Genomic DNA, 19,143 nt, shown 5'->3' on the forward strand with positions numbered 1-19,143 from the left:
GGGCTGGGTGTGGTTCCCCGGCCCGGTGGTGTGGTGGGTGGTACGGGTATTAGCGGAGCAGGCGTCCGATGGCATCGGTGGCCTCTTTGACTTTGACATCGATGGCCTCCGCCCGAAGCTCCGGATCCGGTTCGGCGGCGGCGCCGACAACGCAGTGGCCGATGTGCTCTTCGACGAGCCCGAGGCTCACGGCATGCAGGGCCTTGGTGACGGCGGCGACCTGGGTGAGGATGTCGATGCAGTATTTGTCCTCGTCAACCATCCGGGCGATGCCGCGGACCTGCCCTTCGATCCGCTTGAGACGGCGGAGGTAGGCGTCCTTGTTGGACGTGTAGCCGTGTTCTTGGGGCGGGGCGCCAAGGGGGACAGTGTCCAGACCCGCCGTGCCGGGGACTTCTGACTCGCTCATGCCCTCAACTTATACCCCCTAGGGGTATGTTTCAAGCTCGCGGCCCGGGCAGGCGCAGGATAGGGAATGTTGCGCAAAACAAAGAGCTCCGGAGTGCGTTATTGGGGGATACGCACTCCGGAGCAGCTTTGGGGTAGGCGGTTCTTCCGGCCTACAGATCGAGCTTACTCGCCGGTAGTGGGGTAACACCAGCGCTCCGAATAAGTACTTTCGCTTTACTTTCTTCCTGCCGGAGCGACGGCCGGAACGATCAGGATCGGACGTTCCTGATGGTGGCTGAGCCATGCCGCCACGGAGCCGTTGAGCGCGGCGGAGATGCGGTGGCCGATGCCGCGTTCGGGGGTGCCCACCACGATCACGGATGCGTTGGTCTCCGCGGCCAGCCTGCCGATCGCCCGGGCGGGGTCCCCGGCCAGGGTGCGCAGCGTCCAGTCGATCCCCAGGGGTGCGCAGAGTGCCTCAACAACGGAGCGAAGCTCCTTGGCGGTGGCCCGGATCCGGGCGTCGTCGGCGTCCGGGTGCAGGGACAGCCGGTGCGCGGACCGCGCCGGATCCCACTCCACGAGGTAGCTGGCCTCGTCCACGTAGGCGCAGATCAAGGGTGCGGCGAGGGACTTCGCGAGGGATGCCGCCGTCTGCAGCACTTCCGGATGCTGTCCCGGAACCACACCCACCACGAGGGGCGCCGGGCCGTGGGCGGAGTCGTCAGGCATACTTCATTCTGGCGCCGGGGTGCGGCCCTGAACAGGGGCTTACTTCCCGTTTGCCGGACCGCGACGGTGCCGGCGCCGTTTGCCGCGGCCTCCCTTGAACAGCCCGGGGGTGGGGCCTACGGTGGAAGAACACAGGAGGAGGTGGCCGCCGTGGAGATCTACATGTGGTGGTTGGATCTGGACTTGGCGAGCAAGGAATGGCTGCGGGAAAACCTGCGGACCATCGAACTGCCCGAGGCCGTGCAGCGGGGAATCGCGGATGCCGGCGGGCCGGGTCCGGCTGAGCCGTCCGCCGCCGGCGCGGCCGTATTGACGGCCGCGGACTGGGACTTCATCGAGACGCAGTCGGAGTTCGTCGACTGAAAGATGCCACCGGCGCGGCAGCGCATGCCGGCGGGCGCCGGGAGAAAACCGTTGCGGCCTTCCGGCGGGGATGGTTGCATGGACCCCATGGCTACTGCAGAGAGTTACGTCCTGGCGATCGGGACCAAGAAAGGCCTTTGGCTGGCGACCAGCCAAGACCGTAAGGACTGGTCGCTGTCCGGCCCGCATTTTCTGATGAGTGAGGTGCCCAGCATCGCCATCGATACCCGCGATGACAGGACCCGGATCCTGGTGGGCGTCCGCTCCGAGCACTGGGGTCCCACGGTTTTCCACTCAGATGATCTCGGCGGATCCTGGACCGAACCCGAAAACGGCGCCATCACGTTCCCGGACGGCACCGACGCCGCCTTGGAACGGATCTGGCAGATCTATCCCGACGCCGACTCCCGCCCGGGCGTCGTGTGGGCGGGCTGCGAACCGATCTCGGTCTGGAAATCCACCGACGGCGGCGAGCACTTCGAGCTCAACCGCGGCCTCTGGGACCATCCGCACCGCAGCGAATGGGGCGCAGGCTATGGCGGCGCCGCGGCGCACTCGATCGTCGTGGACCCCACGGGCGAGAAAGTCCACGTCGCCATGAGCACCGGAGGGGTCTACCGCTCGCTCGACGGCGGCGCCTCCTGGGAGCCGCGCAACAAGGGAATTTCCGCGTACTTCATGCCGGATCCCAACCCGGAATTCGGCCAGTGCGTCCACAAGATCGCGGCCGATGCCGCCGTCGACGGCCGCCTGTACGCGCAAAACCACCACGGCGTGTACCGCAGCGACGACGACGCCGAATCGTGGGAGTCGATCGCCGAAGGGCTGCCGGCGGACTTCGGTTTTGTGATGCTGACGCATCCGCGCCGGGCCGGTACCGCCTGGGTGGTCCCGCTGAAGGCTGACGGCGAACGTATCCCGCCGGACGGGAAGCTGGCCGTGCACCGGACCGATGACGCCGGCGCCAGCTGGAAACGGCTCGATGCCGGGCTGCCGGAGGCAGAGTACAACGCCGTTCTCCGTGATGCTGCCAGCGTCGACGGCGCGGAGCCCGCGGGCGTCTACTTCGGGACGCGCGGCGGCAGTGTGTATGCCAGCGCTGACGAGGGCGAACACTTTACCGAGGTCGCCTCGCACCTGCCGGATGTGCTGTGCGTGCGGGCAGCCGTGGTCTCCACTGCCCTGGTCCCGGCGCAGCCGTGAAGGGGTAAAAGCGCATGAACAACGGCGTGATCAGCGGCGACGCCATGCCGGCAGGCTCGACGATCAGCGTGGTCCTGCCCAGCGTCCTCCAACCGCTCGCCGGCGGGCAGTCCATCCTGACTGCGCCCGCCGAGGCGGCGGTGACGGTGGAGTGGGTGTTGGATACGGTGACCGGGGACTATCCGGCGCTGTCGCGGCGGTTGCGGGACGAGACCGGAAGTGTTCGCCGTTACGTGAATATATACGTCAACGGGAATGAAATCCGGCGGCTGCAGGGCCTGGTGACTGCCGTGGCGCCGGGCCAGGAAGTCCTCATCATCCAGTCGGTGGCGGGAGGCTGACGCCTCAGGCGACCCGCCAGACGCTGCATTCGTCGGCGTTGATGGCCTTGCGCATGCCGGTGTGGCGGTCCATGATCCAGACGACGCCGATTCCGGGGGCCGTCTCCTGAACGCTGCCGCGGCGGATCACGACGTCATCGTAGTTCGGGCCCACCCGCAGGCGGGCCTCGATCTCATCGCCGCGGTGCAGCTGGTCGAGCGCGCGGACGCGGGTTACATGGGCTTTCGCTTCCTTCAACATGGCGGGGCCTCCTGGACTGGAGTCGGTGCCTGCTCTTGCCGGCACTTCCAGTGTCCTGCGCCAATGTTGCGTCCGCGTTTCGGCACGGTAAGGCTCCGGTTAGATTTCGGGGACGCAGCGGATACCGGCCCCATCGGGGCTGCGGCCGCCTTCAGGGGAGCTGGCGTTCGCCCGGGCGCTCGACCCGGAACCACCGGTACCCGTAGCGGTCCAGCGGGACTTCGAAGGCGCCGTCGTCGGAGAGCGGGATGTCCTCGCCGCCAAGCAGGTCCCGGAGCACGGCCCCGGCGTAGGACTGCCCCTCCGCGCCCGTCCCGTCCGGATCCCCCGGGCCGCCTTCCTCACCCTCCGGCGGGACCACCGAGGCCGTCACAGACGCGGGTTCGGCGCCAAAATTGTGGGCGACCACCACCGTGGAGCCGTCCCACGTGCAGCGGTGCAACAACACCGCCGGTGAGGCCTGCTTGATGAGGCCAAACCTGCCCCAGCCGAGCTCGGGACATTCCCGGTACCGCTGGATCAGCGTCGCGATGAAGTTCCACAGCGAATCGGGATCCCGTTTCGCGGCCGCGGCGTTGATGTGCGCCGGCCCGAACGGTCCGTCCACGGGTTGGGCGACGAGGTCCCCCGGCGGGGCGGTCGAGAAGCCGCCATTTTCGGTGTGGTCCCACTGCATGGGGGAGCGGACGGCCGAGCGGCCCTTCGCGCGCAGGTCTTCGCCCATCCCGATCTCTTCGCCGTAGAAGAGCACCGGGGTTCCCGGCAGCGAGAACATCAGGGAGTACACCATGCGGATCCTGGCCGGGTCGCCGCCGAGCATGGTGGGCAGCCGCCGCCGCAGTCCGCGGCCGTACATCTGCATGTCGGGATCCGGGCCGAAGGCCGCGAAGACCTCCTCGCGTTCGGCATCGCTGAGCTTGTCCAGGGTGAGTTCATCGTGGTTCCGGACGAACATGGCCCATTGGTTGTCGGGATTGATCTTCGGACGGCTGCCGAGCGTCCGGGCCACTGGCCGGGCGTCCTGCCGGGCCAGTGACAGGTACATGTTCTGCATGGAGAGGAAATCAAACTGCATGTTCAGTTCGTTGCCGGCCGGGCCGCCGAAGTACTTCAGCTGCTCTTTGTATGGAAGGTTGACCTCGCCCAGCAGCACCGCACTGCCATGGCGGCGGTTGAGGAAGCTGCGCAGGGCGCTCAGGTACTGGTGCGGGTCGATTTTCGCGGCTTCATCCTTTGGCTCGCCGACCAGCTCCAGGAAGAAGGGCACTGCGTCCAGCCGGAAGCCGTCCAGGCCCAGCTGCAGCCAGAATCCCATTGATTTCGCAATTTCGTCCCGCACCTTGGCATTCATCACGTTCAGGTCCGGCTGGTGTTTGGCGAACATGTGCAGATACCACTCACCGGTGGCCTTGTCCTGGGTCCAGATGGACGTTTCCTCGCCGGGAAACACCACCTGGTCCGAGGTGTCCGGAGGCGTGTCCTTCCGCCAGACGTAGTAGTCGCGGTAAGGGTTGTCCACGGACTTGCGCGCCTGGACGAACCACGGGTGCCGGTCGGAGGTGTGGTTGATGACAAAGTCCGCGATTACCCGGATGCCGCGGTCGTTGGCGGTGCGGATGAATTCCACCAGGTCCCCCAGGCTTCCGAGCCGGGGGTCCACGCCGTACATGTCGGTGACGTCGTAGCCGTCGTCGCGGTCCGGGGAAGGGTAGAAGGGCATGAGCCAGATGCACGTGATGCCGAGCGCGGCAAGATAGTCCACCCGCTGGATCAGTCCGCCGAAGTCTCCGGTGCCGTCGCCGTCGCCGTCGAAGAACGTCTCCGGATCCAGGCAGTAAATCACCGCGTTCTTCCACCAGAGGTCCGAGGTCTCGGCGATTCTCACAGCGCACCGTCCGTTCCGGCCAGTGCCTCTCCCGCCGGCCGGAGCTGGGGGAGGACGTGTTCGGCGAAGGCATCGATAAAGGGCGTCTGCTCCTGGCCGACAAAGTGCAGGTAGAGCTCGTCGAATCCCAGGTCCAGATAGGAGGCCAGCCATTGGGCGTGCCGCCGGGCATCGGCGGAGACGTTGACGGCCGCCCGCACCTGGTCCTCCTGGACACCGGCGCTGACGCCGTCGAAATGGGCGGCCGTGGGCAGGTCCCAGGGAATCGGCGGAGCAAAGACGTTGGTGCGCCACTGGTCCTCGGCGATGGCGATGGCCTCGGCCTCGGTCGGCGCCCATGACAGGTGGACCTGGAGGGCAGCCGGCCCGCGGCCGCCGGCGTCCCGGTAGGCCGCCAGCATGTCCTTCAGTTTTCCGGGCGGCTGGTTGACGGTGACGAGTCCGTCGGCCCAGGCGGCTGCCCGGCGCGCTGTTTCCACGCTTACCGCCGGGGCAATGAGCGGCGGCTTGGTCTCCGGGACGTCCCAGATCCGGGCTTGCTCCACCGTGACGAGCCCGTGGTGCGTGACCACGTCGCCGGCGTGGAGCCGGCGGATGATGTCTACGCACTCCTCCAGCCGGCGCTGACGCGTCTCCTTCGGCGGCCAGGCCTGGCCGGTGACGTGCTCGTTCATGTACTCGCCGCTGCCCGGGGCCATCCAGAATCGGCCGGGAAACATGTCCGCCAGGGTGGCTGAGGCGTGCGCGATGATCGCCGGGTGGTACCGCTGCCCGGGCGCCGTCACCACCCCGAAGCGCAGACCGGTGGTGGCCAGCGCGGCCCCGAGCCAGGACCAGGCGAACCCGGAGTGGCCCTGCCGGGCGGACCACGGCTCAATATGGTCCGAGCACATGGCGGCATCGAAGCCGGCCTGCTCCGCCAATTGAACGTCCTGCAGGAGGCGGCGGGGGCTGATCTGTTCATGCGAGGCGTGGAACCCGACGGTAGCCATCCCCCATGTTTACCGCCGGGGCGGGGCCGTGTCGAGGAACTCCTCGTTGAGGAGCCGTGGCGAGGAAAGGCTGCCCGGGGGTGGCGGTGCCGGGTCCGCGGCGCAAGAATGGGCGCTATGCACCTGCCGTTGATGCCTCCCATTGCGCCCATGCTGGCCAAAGCATTCCCCGCACTGCCGTCGCCGGACGCCGGAACGGGTTGGCTCTTTGAACCGAAATGGGACGGGTTCCGCTCCATCGTCTTCCGTGACGGCGACGAGGTGGAGATCGGCAGCCGGAACGGCAAGCCGATGACGCGCTATTTCCCCGAGCTTGTCGAGGCGCTGAAGTCGGAGCTGCCGGAACGCTGCGTGGTGGACGGCGAAATCATCCTGGTGGCGGCCTCCGGGGACCGGCTGGACTTCGACGCGCTCCAGCAGCGCATCCATCCGGCTGCCAGCCGGGTGAAGCTGCTCGCGGAACAGACCCCGGCGCGCTTCGTGGCGTTCGACCTGCTGGCCCTGGGCGACGAGGATCTCACGGGCAAACCCTTCTCCGAGCGCCGCCGGCAGCTGGAGCGCGCACTCGCAGCCAGCGCGGCGCCGGTCCACGTCACGGCCGCGACCTCCGACCGGGACACGGCGCAGCGCTGGTTCCGGCAGTTCGAGGGCGCCGGACTGGACGGGATTGTGGCCAAGACGCTGGAGGGCAGCTACCAGCCGGACAAGCGCGCGATGGTCAAGGTCAAGCATGAACGGACGGCGGACTGCGTGCTCGCCGGATACCGCGTTCACACCTCCGGTCCGGACCGGATCGGCTCGCTGCTCCTGGGGCTCTACGACGACGCCGGGGTGCTGGCGAACGTCGGCGTCGTGGGAGCCTTCCCGATGGCCCGGCGCGCGGAGCTGTTTGCCGAGCTGCAGGAGCTGGTCACCGGTTTTGACGACCACCCCTGGGCCTGGGCCCGGCAGGAGGAGGGGGCGCGGACTCCGCGCAAAGCCGAGGGAAGCCGGTGGAGCGGCGGCAAAGACCTGTCCTTCACCCCGCTGCGGCCTGAGCGCGTGGTGGAAGTGAAGTATGACCATATGGAGGGCGAACGGTTCCGGCACACAGCCCAGTTCCTGCGCTGGCGTCCGGACCGTGATCCGCGCTCCTGCACGTACGACCAGCTGGAGGAACCGGTGAAGTTCGATCTCGCCGCGGTGCTGGGCGCCGCGCCCTAGCCCGCTAACCGGCTAGCCCCCTCGACGCCTTAACGACGGCGGCCCGCCCCCAAAGGGACGGGCCGCCGTCGTGCGGTGCGGAAGGCCGGTGCGGAAGGCCGGTGCGGAAGGGCGGTTGAAATCCGCTGCCGGCGCGGGGGCTACTGCTGGCCGAGCTGTTTGGTGGGGACCCGGAATGTTTCCTTGGCCGTCAGCGCCGCGACGGTGGCGATCAGGCAGATGATTGCGGTGAAGATGGAGATCTGGACCCAGCCGCCGGGCTGGATGCCGCCCATGGCCGCCACGATCGCCGGGGCGAAGCCGGCCATCAGGAAGCCCAGCTGGGTGCCGATGGCGAGGCCGGAGAAGCGGACGTTGGTGCTGAACATCTCGGCGTAGAAGGAGGGCCAGACCGCGTTGGCCGCAGCGTAGCCGAAGGAGAAGAACGCGATTGCCGTGAGGAACATCAGCGCGACGTTGCCGGATTCGAGGCTCAGCAGGAAGACCGGGGTCAGGGCTGCGCTGGAGAGTGCGCCGTAGATGAAGACCGGCTTGCGGCCGATCTTGTCGGCGAGCATGCCGAAGAGCGGCTGGGTGCCCAGTGCCATGAAGTTGGCGCCGACGACGAGCCAGAGGGTGGTGGTGCCGTCCACGCCGGCGACGTTCTTGGCGTAGCTGATGGCCAGGGTGCCGAAGACGGTGGACACGGCGGCGATGAAGGCGCAGGCGATGACGCGGAGGACATCGCGCCAGTGGCTCTTGAGGAGGTCCGCGACGGGGAGCTTGGAGATCTGCTTGGTCTTCTGGGCCTCCTCGAATGCCGGCGGTTCGTGCAGGGTGCGGCGGATGAAGAACGCGATCAGCACAACCACGGCGCTGAGCCAGAACGGGATGCGCCAGCCGATCGTGTACTTGATGTCGTCCGGCAGGGCGAGGACCGGGATGAAGACGAGGGCGGCAAGGATCTGGCCGCCCTGGGTGCCGGTCAGGGTCCAGGAAGTGAAGAAGGAGCGGCGGTTGTCCGGGGCGTGCTCGAGCGTCATGGACGATGCGCCGGCCTGCTCGCCGGCAGCGGAAAAGCCCTGGCAGAGACGCGCCAGCACCAGCAGGACAGGGGCCCACCAGCCGACCGTCTTGAAGTCCGGCAGGCAGCCGATGGCAAAGGTGGAAGCGCCCATCAGCAACAGCGTGAACATGAGGACCTTCCGGCGCCCTATCCTGTCACCGAAGTGGCCGAGGACAACGGCCCCGACCGGCCGGGCAATGTAGGCAAAGCCGAAGGTGGCGAACGACATGATCGCCGCGTTGGTGTCCGCGTCCGGGAAGAAGACATGCGGGAAGATCAGCGCGGCCGCGGAACCGAAGATGAAGAAGTCGTAATACTCGACGGCGCTGCCCAGGAAGCTGGCAAGGGCCGCCTTCTTCGGCGTCCCTCCTGTGGTTAGACCCGGCGTCGTGGACGGGACAGTGTGGCTCATGGTGTTCCTTTGGTGTGACGACGTTGTCGCGGATGGATCAGGAAGGTCTCGGCTGCCGCTTGCTTAAGTTTGGTGCAGCCGGAGGTCCGTGGAAAGACCCGGACTAGTAGCCACATGGTGGAAGCTACTTGTGCGATGTAGCAATCATGACTGTGAGCGCAGTCACTTGTCAACAAAAATAATCACCATCTAGAAATAGCTCTCACTATGTGGGAGCATCAATGCATGAGTGTGAATCAAACCACAGATGTTCCCGCCGCTTCCGGGTATCCGGCGGCGGCCCCTTCGAAGCCTGCCAAGGCCGCCAGGGAGGACTCGCGGACGGACATGGTGGGCAAGGCCCTGGGCCTGCTGGTTCTCCTGGGCGACGAGCCGCGGGGCGCCAGCGCCGCGGAGATCTCCCGCCGCGCGGATCTGCCGTTCAGCACTACGTACCGCCTGCTCGGCTCCCTGACGCGGGACGGCTTCGTTGACTACGAGCCGGACGGCCGCCGCTACCACCTGGGGCTGAGGGTCTTCCAGCTTGGCCAGCGCGTCTCCAACCACCACGGCTTCGCGGGTACGGCGCTGCCCATCCTGCGGCGCGTGACCGAGGAGACGGGTGAGGCGACCATCCTCTCCGTGCGGGACGGCATCCACCACCTGACGGTGAACAAGGTGGACGGCCCGCAGACCTTCCGGGTCACGAGCGACCCCGGGCATCTCGGGGCACTTCACACCACCTCGGTCGGCAAGGCGCTGGTGGCATTCGCCGACGACGCCACCCGCGCCCAGCTCGTCGAGGAACTCCCCTTGGAGCCGCTGACGGCCCTCTCCATCACGGACCGCGAGGCTTTCCGTGCCGAAATCGAGCAGGTCCGGCGCCAGGGCTTCGCCACCATGGACGAGGAAAACGAGCTCGGCATGCGCGCCGTCGCTGTCCCGGTTTTCAACGCCCAAGGGCACGCCTTCGCCTCGCTGGCCACCGCGGTCCCGGTCTTCCGCCTGAGCATGGAGGCCCTCGTGTCCCTCGTGCCCCTCCTGCAGGCGGCGGCGGCGGAGCTGTCGGCCCGGCTGCCCCAGCGGTGACGACCTGCCGGCCTGGGCCGTAATAATATGTTCGCCATTCGAACAACAGTGCAACATGTGAACAAAGTCTGTAATGTAATCCCCATCACCCGGCCCGCCGCAGACGCTGCAAGCGCCGCCGCCCGCCGAGTGCCGTTGTCAAAGGAGCAAACTGGATGAGCAATCGAGCAGAGTCCTTCCTCGTGGGCCTCGTGGGAGACGGCGTCATGCCCTCCCTCACGCCCTACATGCATGAACGCGAGGGCGACGTGCAAGGCCTCCGGTACCTCTACCGCCCCATCGACCTCACCGAACTCGGCCTGCCCGGCCGGGCCGTGGGGGAACTGCTCTCCGGCGCCCGGAGCCTCGGGTTCAACGGATTGAACATCACGCACCCCTGCAAGCAGCTCGTGCTCGAGTACCTGGATGAGGTCTCCGCCGACGCCCGCCGCCTTGGCGCCGTCAATACCGTGGTGATCCGCGACGGCCGCTTCATTGGCCACAACACCGACTTCTCCGGCTTCGCCGCGGCGCTGGCCTCCGGGCTTCCCGGCGCCACCCTGGATCGCGTGGTGCAGCTGGGAGCCGGCGGCGCTGGCTCCGCCGTCGCCTACGCCCTGCTCACCGCGGGGGTCCGGGAGCTGGACCTCGTGGACACCGACGCGGCCAGGTCCGCCGCCCGGGCGGCCGAGCTCGCCGGGTTCTTCCCGGACCGGACCGTCACCGCCCGGACGACGGCGGAGCTCCCGCAGCTCATGCCGCAGGCCGACGGCCTGGTGCACTGCACCCCCGTGGGCATGGCCGCCCACCCCGGGGCTCCGCTGGACATGTCCCTCGTGGAGTCCCGGCACTGGGTGGCCGACATCGTATACCGGCCGATCGAAACCGAGCTCGTCCGCGAGGCGCGCGCCAAGGGCTGCGCGGTGCTCGACGGCGGCCGGATGGCCGTGGGCCAGGCGGCGGACGCCTTCCGGATCTTCACCGGGCGCCAGGCCGACGCCGACCGCATGCGGTCCCACTTCCTGGAACTTGTGGCCGCGGAAGAGGTGCCCGCCTGATGCGCACCGGGATCGCCACCGTCTGCCTCGCCGGCACCCTGCGGGAAAAAATGCAGGCCTGCGCGGTGGCCGGCTTCGACGGGATCGAGATCTTCGAACAGGACCTCGTGACGTCCCCGCTGAGCCCGGAGGACGTCCGGAAACTGGCCGCCGACCTGGGCCTGAACCTGGATCTCTACCAGCCCTTCCGGGACTTCGACAGCGTTCCCGAGGACTTGCTCGCCGCCAACCTGCGCCGCGCGGACGCCAAGTTCCGGCTCATGTCCCGCCTGGGCATGGACACCATGCTGCTCTGCTCCAACGTCGGCACCGCCACGATCGACGATGACGAGCTCCGCGCCGCACAGCTTTCCCGGCTCGCGGACCTCGCGGGTGACCACGGCGTCAAGGTCGCCTATGAGGCCCTGGCCTGGGGCAAGTACGTCAACGACTACGAGCACGCCCACCGGCTGGTTGAGATGGTGGACCACCCCAACCTGGGCACCTGCCTGGACTCTTTCCACATCCTCTCCCGGGACTGGGAGACCGCGCCGATCGAGGCCTTCGACCCGGAGAAAATCTTCTTCGTCCAGGTCGCCGATGCCCCCAAACTGTCCATGGACGTCCTGTCCTGGAGCCGGCACTACCGGGTGTTTCCAGGCGAGGGCCAGTTCGAACTCGCCAAGTTCATGGGCCACGTGGTCCGCGCGGGCTACACGGGACCGGTGTCGCTGGAAGTTTTCAACGACGTGTTCCGCCAGGCCGACGTCGAACGCACCGCCGTCGACGCCATGCGGTCGCTGATCTGGCTCGAAGAGCAGAGCGCCCGCTGGCTCGAGGCAAACCCGGCGAATGCAGCAGGCGGGATGACCAGCCGGGCGGCCGGCCCGGTGTCCGGTGCCCGGCGCCGCTACCCGATGGAGCTCGCCACGCTTCCCCGCGTGGCCGAGCCCGCCGGCTTCAACTTCGCCGAGGTCCGGGCCGGTGACACCGCCGGACTGGAAACCCTGCTGGGCCAGCTGGGGTTTGCGTTCAACGGGCGGCATCGCACGAAGGATGTGCAATTGTGGACCATGGGCCACGCGCGCGTGATCATCAACGAAGAACCGGCCGCCAACGGCACGGCGACCGTTGCCGGCGGTACTGGCCAGCCGGCTCCCGCCGCCCCTGCCATCTCCGCCCTGGGCTTCGACGTCGACTCTCCCGTTATCGCCGCCGCCCGCGCCCAGCAGCTCAAGGCCCCCGCCGTGCCGCGCAAGAGCCAGGCCAACGAGGAAGTCTTCCAAGGTTTCGCCGCGCCGGACTCCACCGAAATCTTCCTCTGCCAGGGCAGCCCCGACGGCACCGCCGCGTGGACCCGGGAATTCGGCGACGGCCTGGACGCCGCCGCGGCGGACCGGGCAGAACACCCGGGCGCGGTGATCGACCACGTGAACCTCGCGCAGCCGTGGCAGCACTTCGATGAGGCCGTGCTCTTCTACACCAGCGCCCTCGCACTGGAACCGCAGCCGTTCGCCGAGGTGGCCAGCCCCACCGGGCTGGTCCGCTCCCAGGTGATGCTGACGCAGGACCGCGGCGTCCGCCTGGTGCTGAACCTGGCCCCGCTGATCCAGCAGGAAGGGACTGCCGGCACCGGCCACCGCCCCGGCTATCAGGAACACATCGCTTTCGCCGTGGATGACCTCGTGGCCACGGCCCGGGCCGCACGGGACCGCGGACTGGACTTCCTGCAGATCCCGGCGAACTACTACGAGGACCTCGACGCCCGGTTCGCCCTGGACCCGGAATTCCTGGCCACGCTCCGTGAGCTCAACCTGCTCTATGACCGCGATGCCGACGGCGAATTCCTGCACTTCTACACCGCCACCGTGGGCAGCGTGTTCTTCGAAATGGTGGAGCGCCGCGGTGCCTACGACGGCTATGGCGCCCCGAACGCCCCGGTGCGGCACGCCGTCCAGTACGACCACCTGCACCAGCTGACCCGTACTTCCTGACCCCCATCCGAACAACAAACACACCAACGAAAGGAGGCTGCTGTGCCTGAAGAAATCAACCTCGACATTTTCAACGCCGACCCGATCACCGAGGACGTGTCCGACGAAGCGACTGAGGCCGCACCAAAGACGCATGCGCCCGCCGGCGCTGCCTTGGATACTGCCGCGGAGTCGCAGGCGGACCTCAGCGCCGAGATGAAGGCGATCAGCGAAGCGTACGCGCAGGCCCTCAAAGCCGGAGCCCCGGCCGAAACCCAGCCGCGGCTCGACTACGCGCCGTACCGCAGCAGCGTCCTGCGCCACCCGACCAAGGATCTGCACCACGCGGATCCCGAAACCATCGAACTGTACTCGCCGGCGTTCGGGCACATGGACGTGCACGCGCTGGAAGCGGACCTGACCATCGCGCACAACGGCGAGCCGCTCGGCGAACGCATCGTGGTCTCCGGCCGGGTGCTCGACGGCGACGGGCGTCCCGTCGCGGGCCAGCTCGTCGAAATCTGGCAGGCGAACTCCGCCGGCCGCTACATCCACAAGCGCGACCAGCACCCGGCGCCGCTGGATCCCAACTTCACCGGCGTCGGCCGCTGCATCACGGGCCCGGACGGCTCCTACAGCTTCACCACCATCAAACCCGGCGCCTACCCGTGGAAGAACCACCTCAATGCCTGGCGCCCGGCCCACATCCACTTCTCCCTGTTCGGGCAGGAGTTCACCCAGCGGATCGTCACCCAGATGTACTTCCCCGGTGACCAGCTGTTCCCGCTGGACCCGATCTACCAGTCGATCGTGGACCAGGATGCCCGCGACCGGCTCGTGGCCACCTACAACCACGAGCAGACCAAGCCTGAATGGGCTCTGGCGTACAACTGGGACATTGTCCTGACCGGGTCCAAGCGGACCTGGACCGAAAACGAGGCATTGGGCGCAGGAGGCGATGAGAATGAATAGCAACGCCGTGGGTAAACTCACCCCGACACCGGGCCAGACCGTGGGCCCGTTTTATGGCTACGCCCTGCCCTTCGCCAAGGACCGCGAGCTCCTGGCTCCCGGCTCCCCGGGCTCCATCCGGCTCCAGGGCACCGTCTATGACGGCGCCGGGCACCCGATCCCGGACGCGATCCTGGAGATCTGGCAGGCCGATGCGGACGGCAACGTCCCGCACCGCACGGGCTCCCTGGTCCGCGACGGCTACACCTTCACCGGCTTCGGCCGCAGCGCGGTCGGCAACACCGGTGTCTTCACCTTCACCACGGTGAACCCCGGCCCTACCGAGGAGGGTGCGGCCCCGTTCATCGCCGTCGCCGTCTTTGCCCGGGGCCTCATGAACCGCCTGTTCACCCGCGTCTACCTGCCGGAGGACGAGGAGGCCCTGGCCAAGGATCCGCTGCTCAGCTCGCTTGACCCGGAGCGGCGCCGGACCCTGATCGCACGCCGGGATCCCGACGGCGGACTGAGCTGGGACATCCGCCTCCAGGGCGACGGCGAGACCGTGTTCCTGGACTTCAGCAGCGCCGAGGGTGCCGCCAAGTGAGCTTCTTCGAAACCGACGGCGACGCCGGCCTGCTGAGTCCCGTGTCGGCGTCGCCGGTTGTGGCGGCGCTGACCGGGGACCGTGCGGTGCTCGCCGCCATCCTTAAGGTCGAGGCCGCCTGGGCGGCGGTCCTGGACGAGGCCGGCCTGGCCCCGGCCGGGTCCGCCGCGGTGGTGGCCACGGCCGCGGACGCGCAGCGGTACGACGTCGCGGGACTGGCCGTCCGGGCCCAAGGCGGCGGCAACCCTGTCATCCCGCTGCTCGCCGACCTCCGGGAGCAGGTCAGGAACCTGGACACCGCCGGACTCGGCGCCGTCCGCGCCGTTCACACGTCGCTGACCAGCCAGGACGTGCTCGACTCGGCCCTGATGGTGCTGGCCGCCGGGGCCATCCGCGAACTGCTCGCGGAGCTACGGTCGGCAACGGCCGCCCTCGCCGGCCTCGCCGAAACCCACGGACACACGCTTTGTGTGGCCCGCAGCCTGACCCAGCACTCGCTTCCCTACACCTTCGGGCTGCGGGCCGCGCAATGGTTCAGCGGGCTGGCCGCCGCGGCCAGCCGGCTCGAGGCCCTCGAACTGCCGGTACAGACCGGCGGCGCCGCCGGGACCCTGGCTTCCGGCACTGTACTCACTGACGGCACTGTACTCACTGACGGCGCCGGGCTGGCCGCAGAGACGATGTCCGCGGGGACGCTGTCCCCGTTTGACCTCGCCGACCGGCTGGCCGCCCGCCTGGGTCTCGCTCCCGTTCCTGCCCCCTGGCACACCAACCGGCTGGCCGTCACCTCGCTCGGCGACGCGCTGGCGGCGGTGACCGACGCCGCCGGAAAGATGGCCGCCGACGTCCTGTTCCTGAGCCGGCCCGAAGTTGCCGAGATTGCGGAACCGCGCGTCGCGGGGCGCGGCGTGTCCTCGGCCATGCCGCAGAAGCAGAACCCCGTGCTCTCCGTGCTGATCCGCAGCGCCGCCCTGCAGGCCCCGGCACTGGCCGCACAGCTGCATCTCGCGGCCGCCAATTTCAACGACGAACGCCCCGACGGCGCCTGGCACAGCGAATGGGCGGCCCTGCGCCAGCTGCTGCGCCTGGCCCTCGGCGCCGCGGTGCAGCTGCGCGAACTGGCCGAAGGGATGGCAGTCTTCCCCGGAGCGATGCGCCGCAACCTTGAGCTCGGCGGCCCGCTGCTGCTCTCCGAAGCCGTCAACGCCGCCGTCGCACCGCTTTTGGACCGGGCCGTTTTGGACGCGGCCGTTTTGGACGGGAGCGGCGCCGATCCGGGAGCCGCCCGGACCGGGAAACAGCGGCTGCAGGCCGTCGTCGACGAAACGCTCATGGCCCCGGCTGCGGAGCAGGCGGACACCTACCGGGCACTGCTCCGCGCCGCTGTCCCGGAGGAGCTGCTCAGCGACACCCGGCTCGAGGAGCTTTTGAACCCGGCCAACTACCTCGGCCAGGCCGTTGAGATCTCCCGCCGCATCCTCGCGGCGTATCCGGAATACACCGGCCAGGCCGGCGCCTTCGCCCACAAGATCCAGAACGGAGCTTCCCGTGGCTAGACCCACCGTCAAAGCAGTCCTGCTGTCGCCCCAGCGCGAGCTCGGCGATAAGCCCCTCCTCATCGTCGGGCCCTCGCTCGGAACATCCTCCCTGCTGTGGAGCCACGCCGGCACATTGCTGGGCGCCGACGTCGACGTCATCGCTTGGGACCTGCCCGGGCACGGCGTCTCGCCCGCGGCGGAGGAGACCTTCACGGTCGCCGACCTCGCGGATGCCGTGATCGGCCTGGTCGATTCGATCGCCCCGGGCGCGCGCTTCCACTACGCCGGGGTATCCCTCGGCGGCGCCACCGGACTGCAGCTTGGCATCAAGCACGGCGACCGGCTCAAGAGCCTCTCCGTGCAGTGCTCCGGCGCGAAGCTCGGCACCCCCGAGGGCTGGCTGGAACGCGCCGAAACCGTGCGCACGCAGGGCACCCCGGTGATGATCCAGGGTTCCGCGCAGCGCTGGTTCGCGCCGGGCTTCATGGAGAGCCAGCCGGAGCTCAGCAGCCGGCTCCTGCACAGCCTCCGGGACGCCGACCGCTTCAGCTACGCCTTCTGCTGCGAGGCCCTGGCCGGCTTCGACGTGCGGGACCAGCTAGGCACCATCCGCGTCCCCACCCAGGTTGTGGCCGGCGCCCTGGACGAGGTCGCCCCGCCGTCGATGGCCGGGGAAGTCGCCGCGGGCATCACCTCCGGCGGCGGGACGGCGACGGCCGTCAGCCTGGAGGGCGTGGCACACCTGGCGCCGTTCGAGGCGCCGGGCCACGTCGCCGAGCTGCTCAGGGGCCTCATCACCTGGACCGAGACCCAGGGAGCGGGAGCATGACTCTCTCCGAAACCGGCAGTGCTGAATCCCACGGGGCCGAACGCAACGGTGTGGTCCAGCCCGGCGCGACCAGCCAGGAGATCTACGACGGCGGCATGAAAGTCCGCCGCGAGGTCCTCGGCGCCGCGCACGTGGACCGCGCCAACGCCAACAAGGATTCCTTCACCGAGGACTTCCAGGACATGATCACCAGGATCGCCTGGGGCGGCATCTGGACCCGGCCCGGGATCAGCCGCCAGATGCGCTCAGCCGTCACCCTGACCGCCATGGTGGCCCACGGGCACTGGGAAGAACTCGCCATGCACATCCGCGCCGCCATCACCAACGGCCTGAGCCGGGACGAGATCAAGGAAATCCTGCTCCAGACCGCCATCTACTGCGGGGTCCCCTCCGCCAACACCGCGTTCAAGACCGCCCAGCAGGTCTTCCATTCCATGGACGACGCAGCCATGGACGAAGCAGAAACGGACCAGAACCCATGAACCAGGCTTTTATCTACGACGCCGTCCGTACCCCGTTCGGGAAGTTCGGTTCCGGCCTCGCCGGGGTCCGCCCGGATGATCTCGCCGCGCACGTGATCCGTGAATCCGTGAAGCGCGCCCCGGCCCTCGACGTCGAACGGATCGATGAGGTGGTGTTCGGCAACGCGAACGGCGCCGGCGAGGAGAACCGCAACGTCGCCCGGATGGGCACCCTGCTGGCCGGGCTGCCCGTCTCGATCCCGGGCACCACAGTCAACCGGCTCTGCGGCTCCTCCCTGGACGCTGCGATCATCGCCTCGCGCCAGATCAACACCGGCGACGCCGAGCTCATGCTGATCGGCGGCGCCGAATCGATGTCCCGGGCCCCGTGGGTGCTGCCCAAGACGGAGAAGCCCTACCCGGCCGGGGACCTGACCCTGGCCTCCACCACGCTGGGCTGGCGGCTGGTGAACCGGGCCATGCCGACGGACTGGACCATCTCCCTGGGCGAGGCCACCGAACGGCTCCGGGAGAAGTACGGCGTCACCCGCGAGGCCCAGGACGGGTTCTCCGCCGCCTCGCACAACTTGGCCGCCGCCGCCTGGGACGAAGGGTTCTACGACAACCTCGTCGTCCCGGTCCCGGGCACGGACCTGGTCCGCGACGAAGGCATCCGGCCCGGGTCCTCGGCGGAGAAGCTCGCCGGGCTCAAGACCGTGTTCCGCACCGAGAACGGCACCGTCACCGCCGGGAACGCCTCCCCGCTCTCCGACGGCGCGTCCGCGGCGTGGCTGGGCAGTGAAAAGGCCGCCGGGCTCCTGGGGATGGAGCCCTTGGCCCGGATCGCCGGGCGCGGCGCGCACGCCAACGACCCGCAGTACTTCGGCTACGCCCCGGTCGAGGCCGCGAACAAGGCCCTCGCCAAGGCCGGCATCGGCTGGGACCAGGTCGGCGCCGTCGAACTGAATGAGGCGTTCGCCGCGCAGTCCCTGGCCTGCATCAACGCCTGGGGCATCGACGCGGGAATCGTGAACCGGCACGGCGGCGCGATCGCCATGGGCCACCCGCTCGGCGCCTCCGGCGGGCGGATCCTGGGCACCCTGGCCCGGTCCCTGCAGGCCTCCGGGCAGCGCTGGGGCGTCGCCGCGATCTGCATCGGCGTCGGCCAGGGCCTCGCCGTCGTGCTCGAAAACGTAACTTCCCGCGATGCGGCATAGAGGACAGGGCAAAGAGAGATGCTGAATTTCATCGACACCGTCGACGAGGCCGTCGCCGGCATCAAGGACGGCTCCACGGTCATGATCGGCGGCTTCGGCAACGCCGGGCAGCCGTTCGAGCTCATCGACGCGCTGCTGGAGTGCGGCGCCACCGGCCTGACCGTGGTGAACAACAACGCCGGCCAGGGCGACCAGGGCCTGGCCCTGCTGATCAAGGAAGGCCGGGTGAAGAAGATGATCTGTTCCTTCCCGCGGCAGTCCGACTCCTGGCATTTCGACGCGAAGTACCGCGCGGGCGAGGTTGAGCTCGAACTGGTCCCGCAGGGAAACCTCGCCGAGCGGATCCGTGCGGCCGGCGCCGGGATCGGCGGCTTCTTCACGCCCACCGGCTACGGCACCATGCTCGCCGACGGCAAGGAAACCCGCTTCCTGGACGGCAAGTGGCAGGTGTTCGAGACCCCCATCCACGCCGACGTCGCCCTGATCAAGGCCCTCACGGCGGACGGCCGGGGCAACCTGGTCTACCGTAAAACCGCGCGGAACTTCGGCCCCATCATGGCCGCCGCCGCGAAACACACCATCGCCCAGGTCTCCGGGATCGTCCCCACCGGCGGCCTGGACCCGGAAATCATCGTGACCCCCGGCATCTACGTCAACAGCATTGTGAAGGTGGCCTGAG

20 protein-coding genes are annotated in these 19,143 nt (G+C 68.6%); 14 read left to right on the top strand and 6 right to left on the bottom strand.

Annotated features, from left to right (window positions below; translation table 11 throughout):
• Positions 1 to 49: 49 nt before the first annotated feature.
• Both B5X90_RS16750 and B5X90_RS16755 read right to left on the bottom strand, forming a co-directional pair.
• On the bottom strand, positions 50 to 409 hold the full coding sequence (locus tag B5X90_RS16750; protein ID WP_143264791.1) for a metal-sensitive transcriptional regulator: 360 nt from the start codon (positions 407 to 409) through the stop codon (positions 50 to 52).
• A 215-nt stretch (positions 410 to 624) separates the two neighbouring features.
• Positions 625 to 1,122 (bottom strand): universal stress protein, encoded by a 498-nt coding sequence (locus B5X90_RS16755; RefSeq protein WP_079555042.1) that lies wholly within the window; start codon positions 1,120 to 1,122, stop codon positions 625 to 627.
• A 150-nt stretch (positions 1,123 to 1,272) separates the two neighbouring features.
• On the opposite strand from B5X90_RS16755, the gene B5X90_RS16760 reads away from it, so the two are divergent.
• From B5X90_RS16760 to B5X90_RS16770, 3 genes are all read left to right on the top strand, one after another.
• Positions 1,273 to 1,485, top strand: coding sequence for a hypothetical protein (locus B5X90_RS16760; protein ID WP_028277621.1), 213 nt, complete (start codon positions 1,273 to 1,275; stop codon positions 1,483 to 1,485).
• A 78-nt stretch (positions 1,486 to 1,563) separates the two neighbouring features.
• Positions 1,564 to 2,688 (top strand): WD40/YVTN/BNR-like repeat-containing protein, encoded by a 1,125-nt coding sequence (locus B5X90_RS16765; protein WP_079555044.1) that lies wholly within the window; start codon positions 1,564 to 1,566, stop codon positions 2,686 to 2,688.
• A gap of 14 nt (positions 2,689 to 2,702) precedes the next feature.
• Positions 2,703 to 3,029, top strand: coding sequence for a MoaD/ThiS family protein (locus B5X90_RS16770; RefSeq protein ID WP_256860297.1), 327 nt, complete (start codon positions 2,703 to 2,705; stop codon positions 3,027 to 3,029).
• A 4-nt stretch (positions 3,030 to 3,033) separates the two neighbouring features.
• Here B5X90_RS16770 and B5X90_RS16775 read toward each other — a convergent pair whose 3' ends face one another.
• The 3 genes from B5X90_RS16775 to B5X90_RS16785 form a co-directional block, all read right to left on the bottom strand.
• Positions 3,034 to 3,270, bottom strand: a complete 237-nt coding sequence (locus B5X90_RS16775; RefSeq protein WP_018775353.1) for a hypothetical protein — start codon at positions 3,268 to 3,270, stop codon at positions 3,034 to 3,036.
• Between the two features lie 151 nt (positions 3,271 to 3,421).
• Positions 3,422 to 5,155 carry an alpha-amylase family protein gene (locus tag B5X90_RS16780; protein WP_079555046.1) on the bottom strand — a complete coding sequence of 578 codons (1,734 nt, stop codon included), beginning with the start codon at positions 5,153 to 5,155 and terminating at the stop codon, positions 3,422 to 3,424.
• The gene (locus B5X90_RS16785; protein WP_079555049.1) at positions 5,152 to 6,147 is read right to left on the bottom strand and encodes a TIGR03885 family FMN-dependent LLM class oxidoreductase; all 996 of its coding nucleotides are present in this window, start codon (positions 6,145 to 6,147) and stop codon (positions 5,152 to 5,154) included. The genes B5X90_RS16780 and B5X90_RS16785 overlap by 4 nt, the downstream gene beginning before the upstream one ends.
• Positions 6,148 to 6,264: 117 nt before the next feature.
• Here B5X90_RS16785 and B5X90_RS16790 point away from each other — a divergent pair, with 117 nt between their 5' ends.
• The gene (locus B5X90_RS16790) at positions 6,265 to 7,350 is read left to right on the top strand and encodes an ATP-dependent DNA ligase (protein ID WP_079555052.1); all 1,086 of its coding nucleotides are present in this window, start codon (positions 6,265 to 6,267) and stop codon (positions 7,348 to 7,350) included.
• 140 nt (positions 7,351 to 7,490) lie between these two features.
• On the opposite strand, the gene B5X90_RS16795 is transcribed toward B5X90_RS16790, so the two are convergent.
• Positions 7,491 to 8,807 carry an MFS transporter gene (locus tag B5X90_RS16795; RefSeq protein WP_079555055.1) on the bottom strand — a complete coding sequence of 439 codons (1,317 nt, stop codon included), beginning with the start codon at positions 8,805 to 8,807 and terminating at the stop codon, positions 7,491 to 7,493.
• A gap of 225 nt (positions 8,808 to 9,032) precedes the next feature.
• Between B5X90_RS16795 and B5X90_RS16800 the strand changes: the two genes are divergently transcribed.
• The 10 genes from B5X90_RS16800 (at position 9,033) to B5X90_RS16845 (ending at position 19,142) form a co-directional block, all read left to right on the top strand.
• A complete protein-coding gene (locus tag B5X90_RS16800) occupies positions 9,033 to 9,875 on the top strand; it encodes an IclR family transcriptional regulator (RefSeq protein WP_179129171.1) in 843 nt (280 codons plus the stop codon).
• Positions 9,876 to 10,030: 155 nt separating this feature from the next.
• On the top strand, positions 10,031 to 10,912 hold the full coding sequence (locus B5X90_RS16805; RefSeq protein WP_079555059.1) for a shikimate dehydrogenase: 882 nt from the start codon (positions 10,031 to 10,033) through the stop codon (positions 10,910 to 10,912).
• Positions 10,912 to 12,885: a bifunctional sugar phosphate isomerase/epimerase/4-hydroxyphenylpyruvate dioxygenase family protein gene (locus B5X90_RS16810; protein ID WP_079555061.1), complete on the top strand. Its 1,974-nt coding sequence runs from the start codon at positions 10,912 to 10,914 to the stop codon at positions 12,883 to 12,885. The genes B5X90_RS16805 and B5X90_RS16810 overlap by 1 nt, the downstream gene beginning before the upstream one ends.
• A 42-nt stretch (positions 12,886 to 12,927) precedes the next feature.
• Positions 12,928 to 13,836, top strand: a complete 909-nt coding sequence (pcaH, locus tag B5X90_RS16815) for a protocatechuate 3,4-dioxygenase subunit beta (protein ID WP_143264792.1) — start codon at positions 12,928 to 12,930, stop codon at positions 13,834 to 13,836.
• Entirely contained in the window at positions 13,829 to 14,419 is a 591-nt protein-coding gene (gene pcaG / locus B5X90_RS16820; protein ID WP_179129173.1) for a protocatechuate 3,4-dioxygenase subunit alpha, read from the top strand. Before pcaH ends, pcaG begins: the two co-directional genes overlap by 8 nt.
• On the top strand, positions 14,416 to 15,975 hold the full coding sequence (locus tag B5X90_RS16825; protein WP_079555063.1) for a lyase family protein: 1,560 nt from the start codon (positions 14,416 to 14,418) through the stop codon (positions 15,973 to 15,975). The genes pcaG and B5X90_RS16825 overlap by 4 nt, the downstream gene beginning before the upstream one ends.
• Positions 15,968 to 16,786: an alpha/beta fold hydrolase gene (locus tag B5X90_RS16830; protein WP_079555065.1), complete on the top strand. Its 819-nt coding sequence runs from the start codon at positions 15,968 to 15,970 to the stop codon at positions 16,784 to 16,786. The genes B5X90_RS16825 and B5X90_RS16830 overlap by 8 nt, the downstream gene beginning before the upstream one ends.
• On the top strand, positions 16,783 to 17,268 hold the full coding sequence (gene pcaC, locus B5X90_RS16835) for a 4-carboxymuconolactone decarboxylase (protein ID WP_079555067.1): 486 nt from the start codon (positions 16,783 to 16,785) through the stop codon (positions 17,266 to 17,268). Before B5X90_RS16830 ends, pcaC begins: the two co-directional genes overlap by 4 nt.
• Positions 17,265 to 18,464, top strand: a complete 1,200-nt coding sequence (locus tag B5X90_RS16840; protein WP_079555069.1) for a thiolase family protein — start codon at positions 17,265 to 17,267, stop codon at positions 18,462 to 18,464. Before pcaC ends, B5X90_RS16840 begins: the two co-directional genes overlap by 4 nt.
• 18 nt (positions 18,465 to 18,482) lie before the next feature.
• Positions 18,483 to 19,142, top strand: coding sequence for a 3-oxoacid CoA-transferase subunit A (locus B5X90_RS16845; protein ID WP_079555071.1), 660 nt, complete (start codon positions 18,483 to 18,485; stop codon positions 19,140 to 19,142).
• The last annotated feature ends 1 nt before the right edge of the window (position 19,143 follow it).

The organism is Arthrobacter sp. 49Tsu3.1M3 (genome assembly GCF_900168135.1).
GTDB lineage: Bacteria > Actinomycetota > Actinomycetes > Actinomycetales > Micrococcaceae > Arthrobacter.

Excerpts from the sequence above, each read along its gene's own strand:
- B5X90_RS16750 (WP_143264791.1), bottom strand. The coding sequence starts at position 409 with ATGAGCGAGTCAGAAGTCCCCGGCACGGCGGGTCTGGACACTGTCCCC.
- B5X90_RS16755 (WP_079555042.1), bottom strand. The coding sequence starts at position 1,122 with ATGCCTGACGACTCCGCCCACGGCCCGGCGCCCCTCGTGGTGGGTGTG.
- B5X90_RS16765 (WP_079555044.1), top strand. The coding sequence starts at position 1,564 with ATGGACCCCATGGCTACTGCAGAGAGTTACGTCCTGGCGATCGGGACC.
- B5X90_RS16770 (WP_256860297.1), top strand. The coding sequence starts at position 2,703 with ATGAACAACGGCGTGATCAGCGGCGACGCCATGCCGGCAGGCTCGACG.
- B5X90_RS16775 (WP_018775353.1), bottom strand. The coding sequence starts at position 3,270 with ATGTTGAAGGAAGCGAAAGCCCATGTAACCCGCGTCCGCGCGCTCGAC.
- B5X90_RS16785 (WP_079555049.1), bottom strand. The coding sequence starts at position 6,147 with ATGGCTACCGTCGGGTTCCACGCCTCGCATGAACAGATCAGCCCCCGC.
- B5X90_RS16790 (WP_079555052.1), top strand. The coding sequence starts at position 6,265 with ATGCACCTGCCGTTGATGCCTCCCATTGCGCCCATGCTGGCCAAAGCA.
- B5X90_RS16795 (WP_079555055.1), bottom strand. The coding sequence starts at position 8,807 with ATGAGCCACACTGTCCCGTCCACGACGCCGGGTCTAACCACAGGAGGG.
- B5X90_RS16800 (WP_179129171.1), top strand. The coding sequence starts at position 9,033 with ATGAGTGTGAATCAAACCACAGATGTTCCCGCCGCTTCCGGGTATCCG.
- B5X90_RS16805 (WP_079555059.1), top strand. The coding sequence starts at position 10,031 with ATGAGCAATCGAGCAGAGTCCTTCCTCGTGGGCCTCGTGGGAGACGGC.
- B5X90_RS16810 (WP_079555061.1), top strand. The coding sequence starts at position 10,912 with ATGCGCACCGGGATCGCCACCGTCTGCCTCGCCGGCACCCTGCGGGAA.
- pcaG (WP_179129173.1), top strand. The coding sequence starts at position 13,829 with ATGAATAGCAACGCCGTGGGTAAACTCACCCCGACACCGGGCCAGACC.
- pcaC (WP_079555067.1), top strand. The coding sequence starts at position 16,783 with ATGACTCTCTCCGAAACCGGCAGTGCTGAATCCCACGGGGCCGAACGC.
- B5X90_RS16840 (WP_079555069.1), top strand. The coding sequence starts at position 17,265 with ATGAACCAGGCTTTTATCTACGACGCCGTCCGTACCCCGTTCGGGAAG.
- B5X90_RS16845 (WP_079555071.1), top strand. The coding sequence starts at position 18,483 with ATGCTGAATTTCATCGACACCGTCGACGAGGCCGTCGCCGGCATCAAG.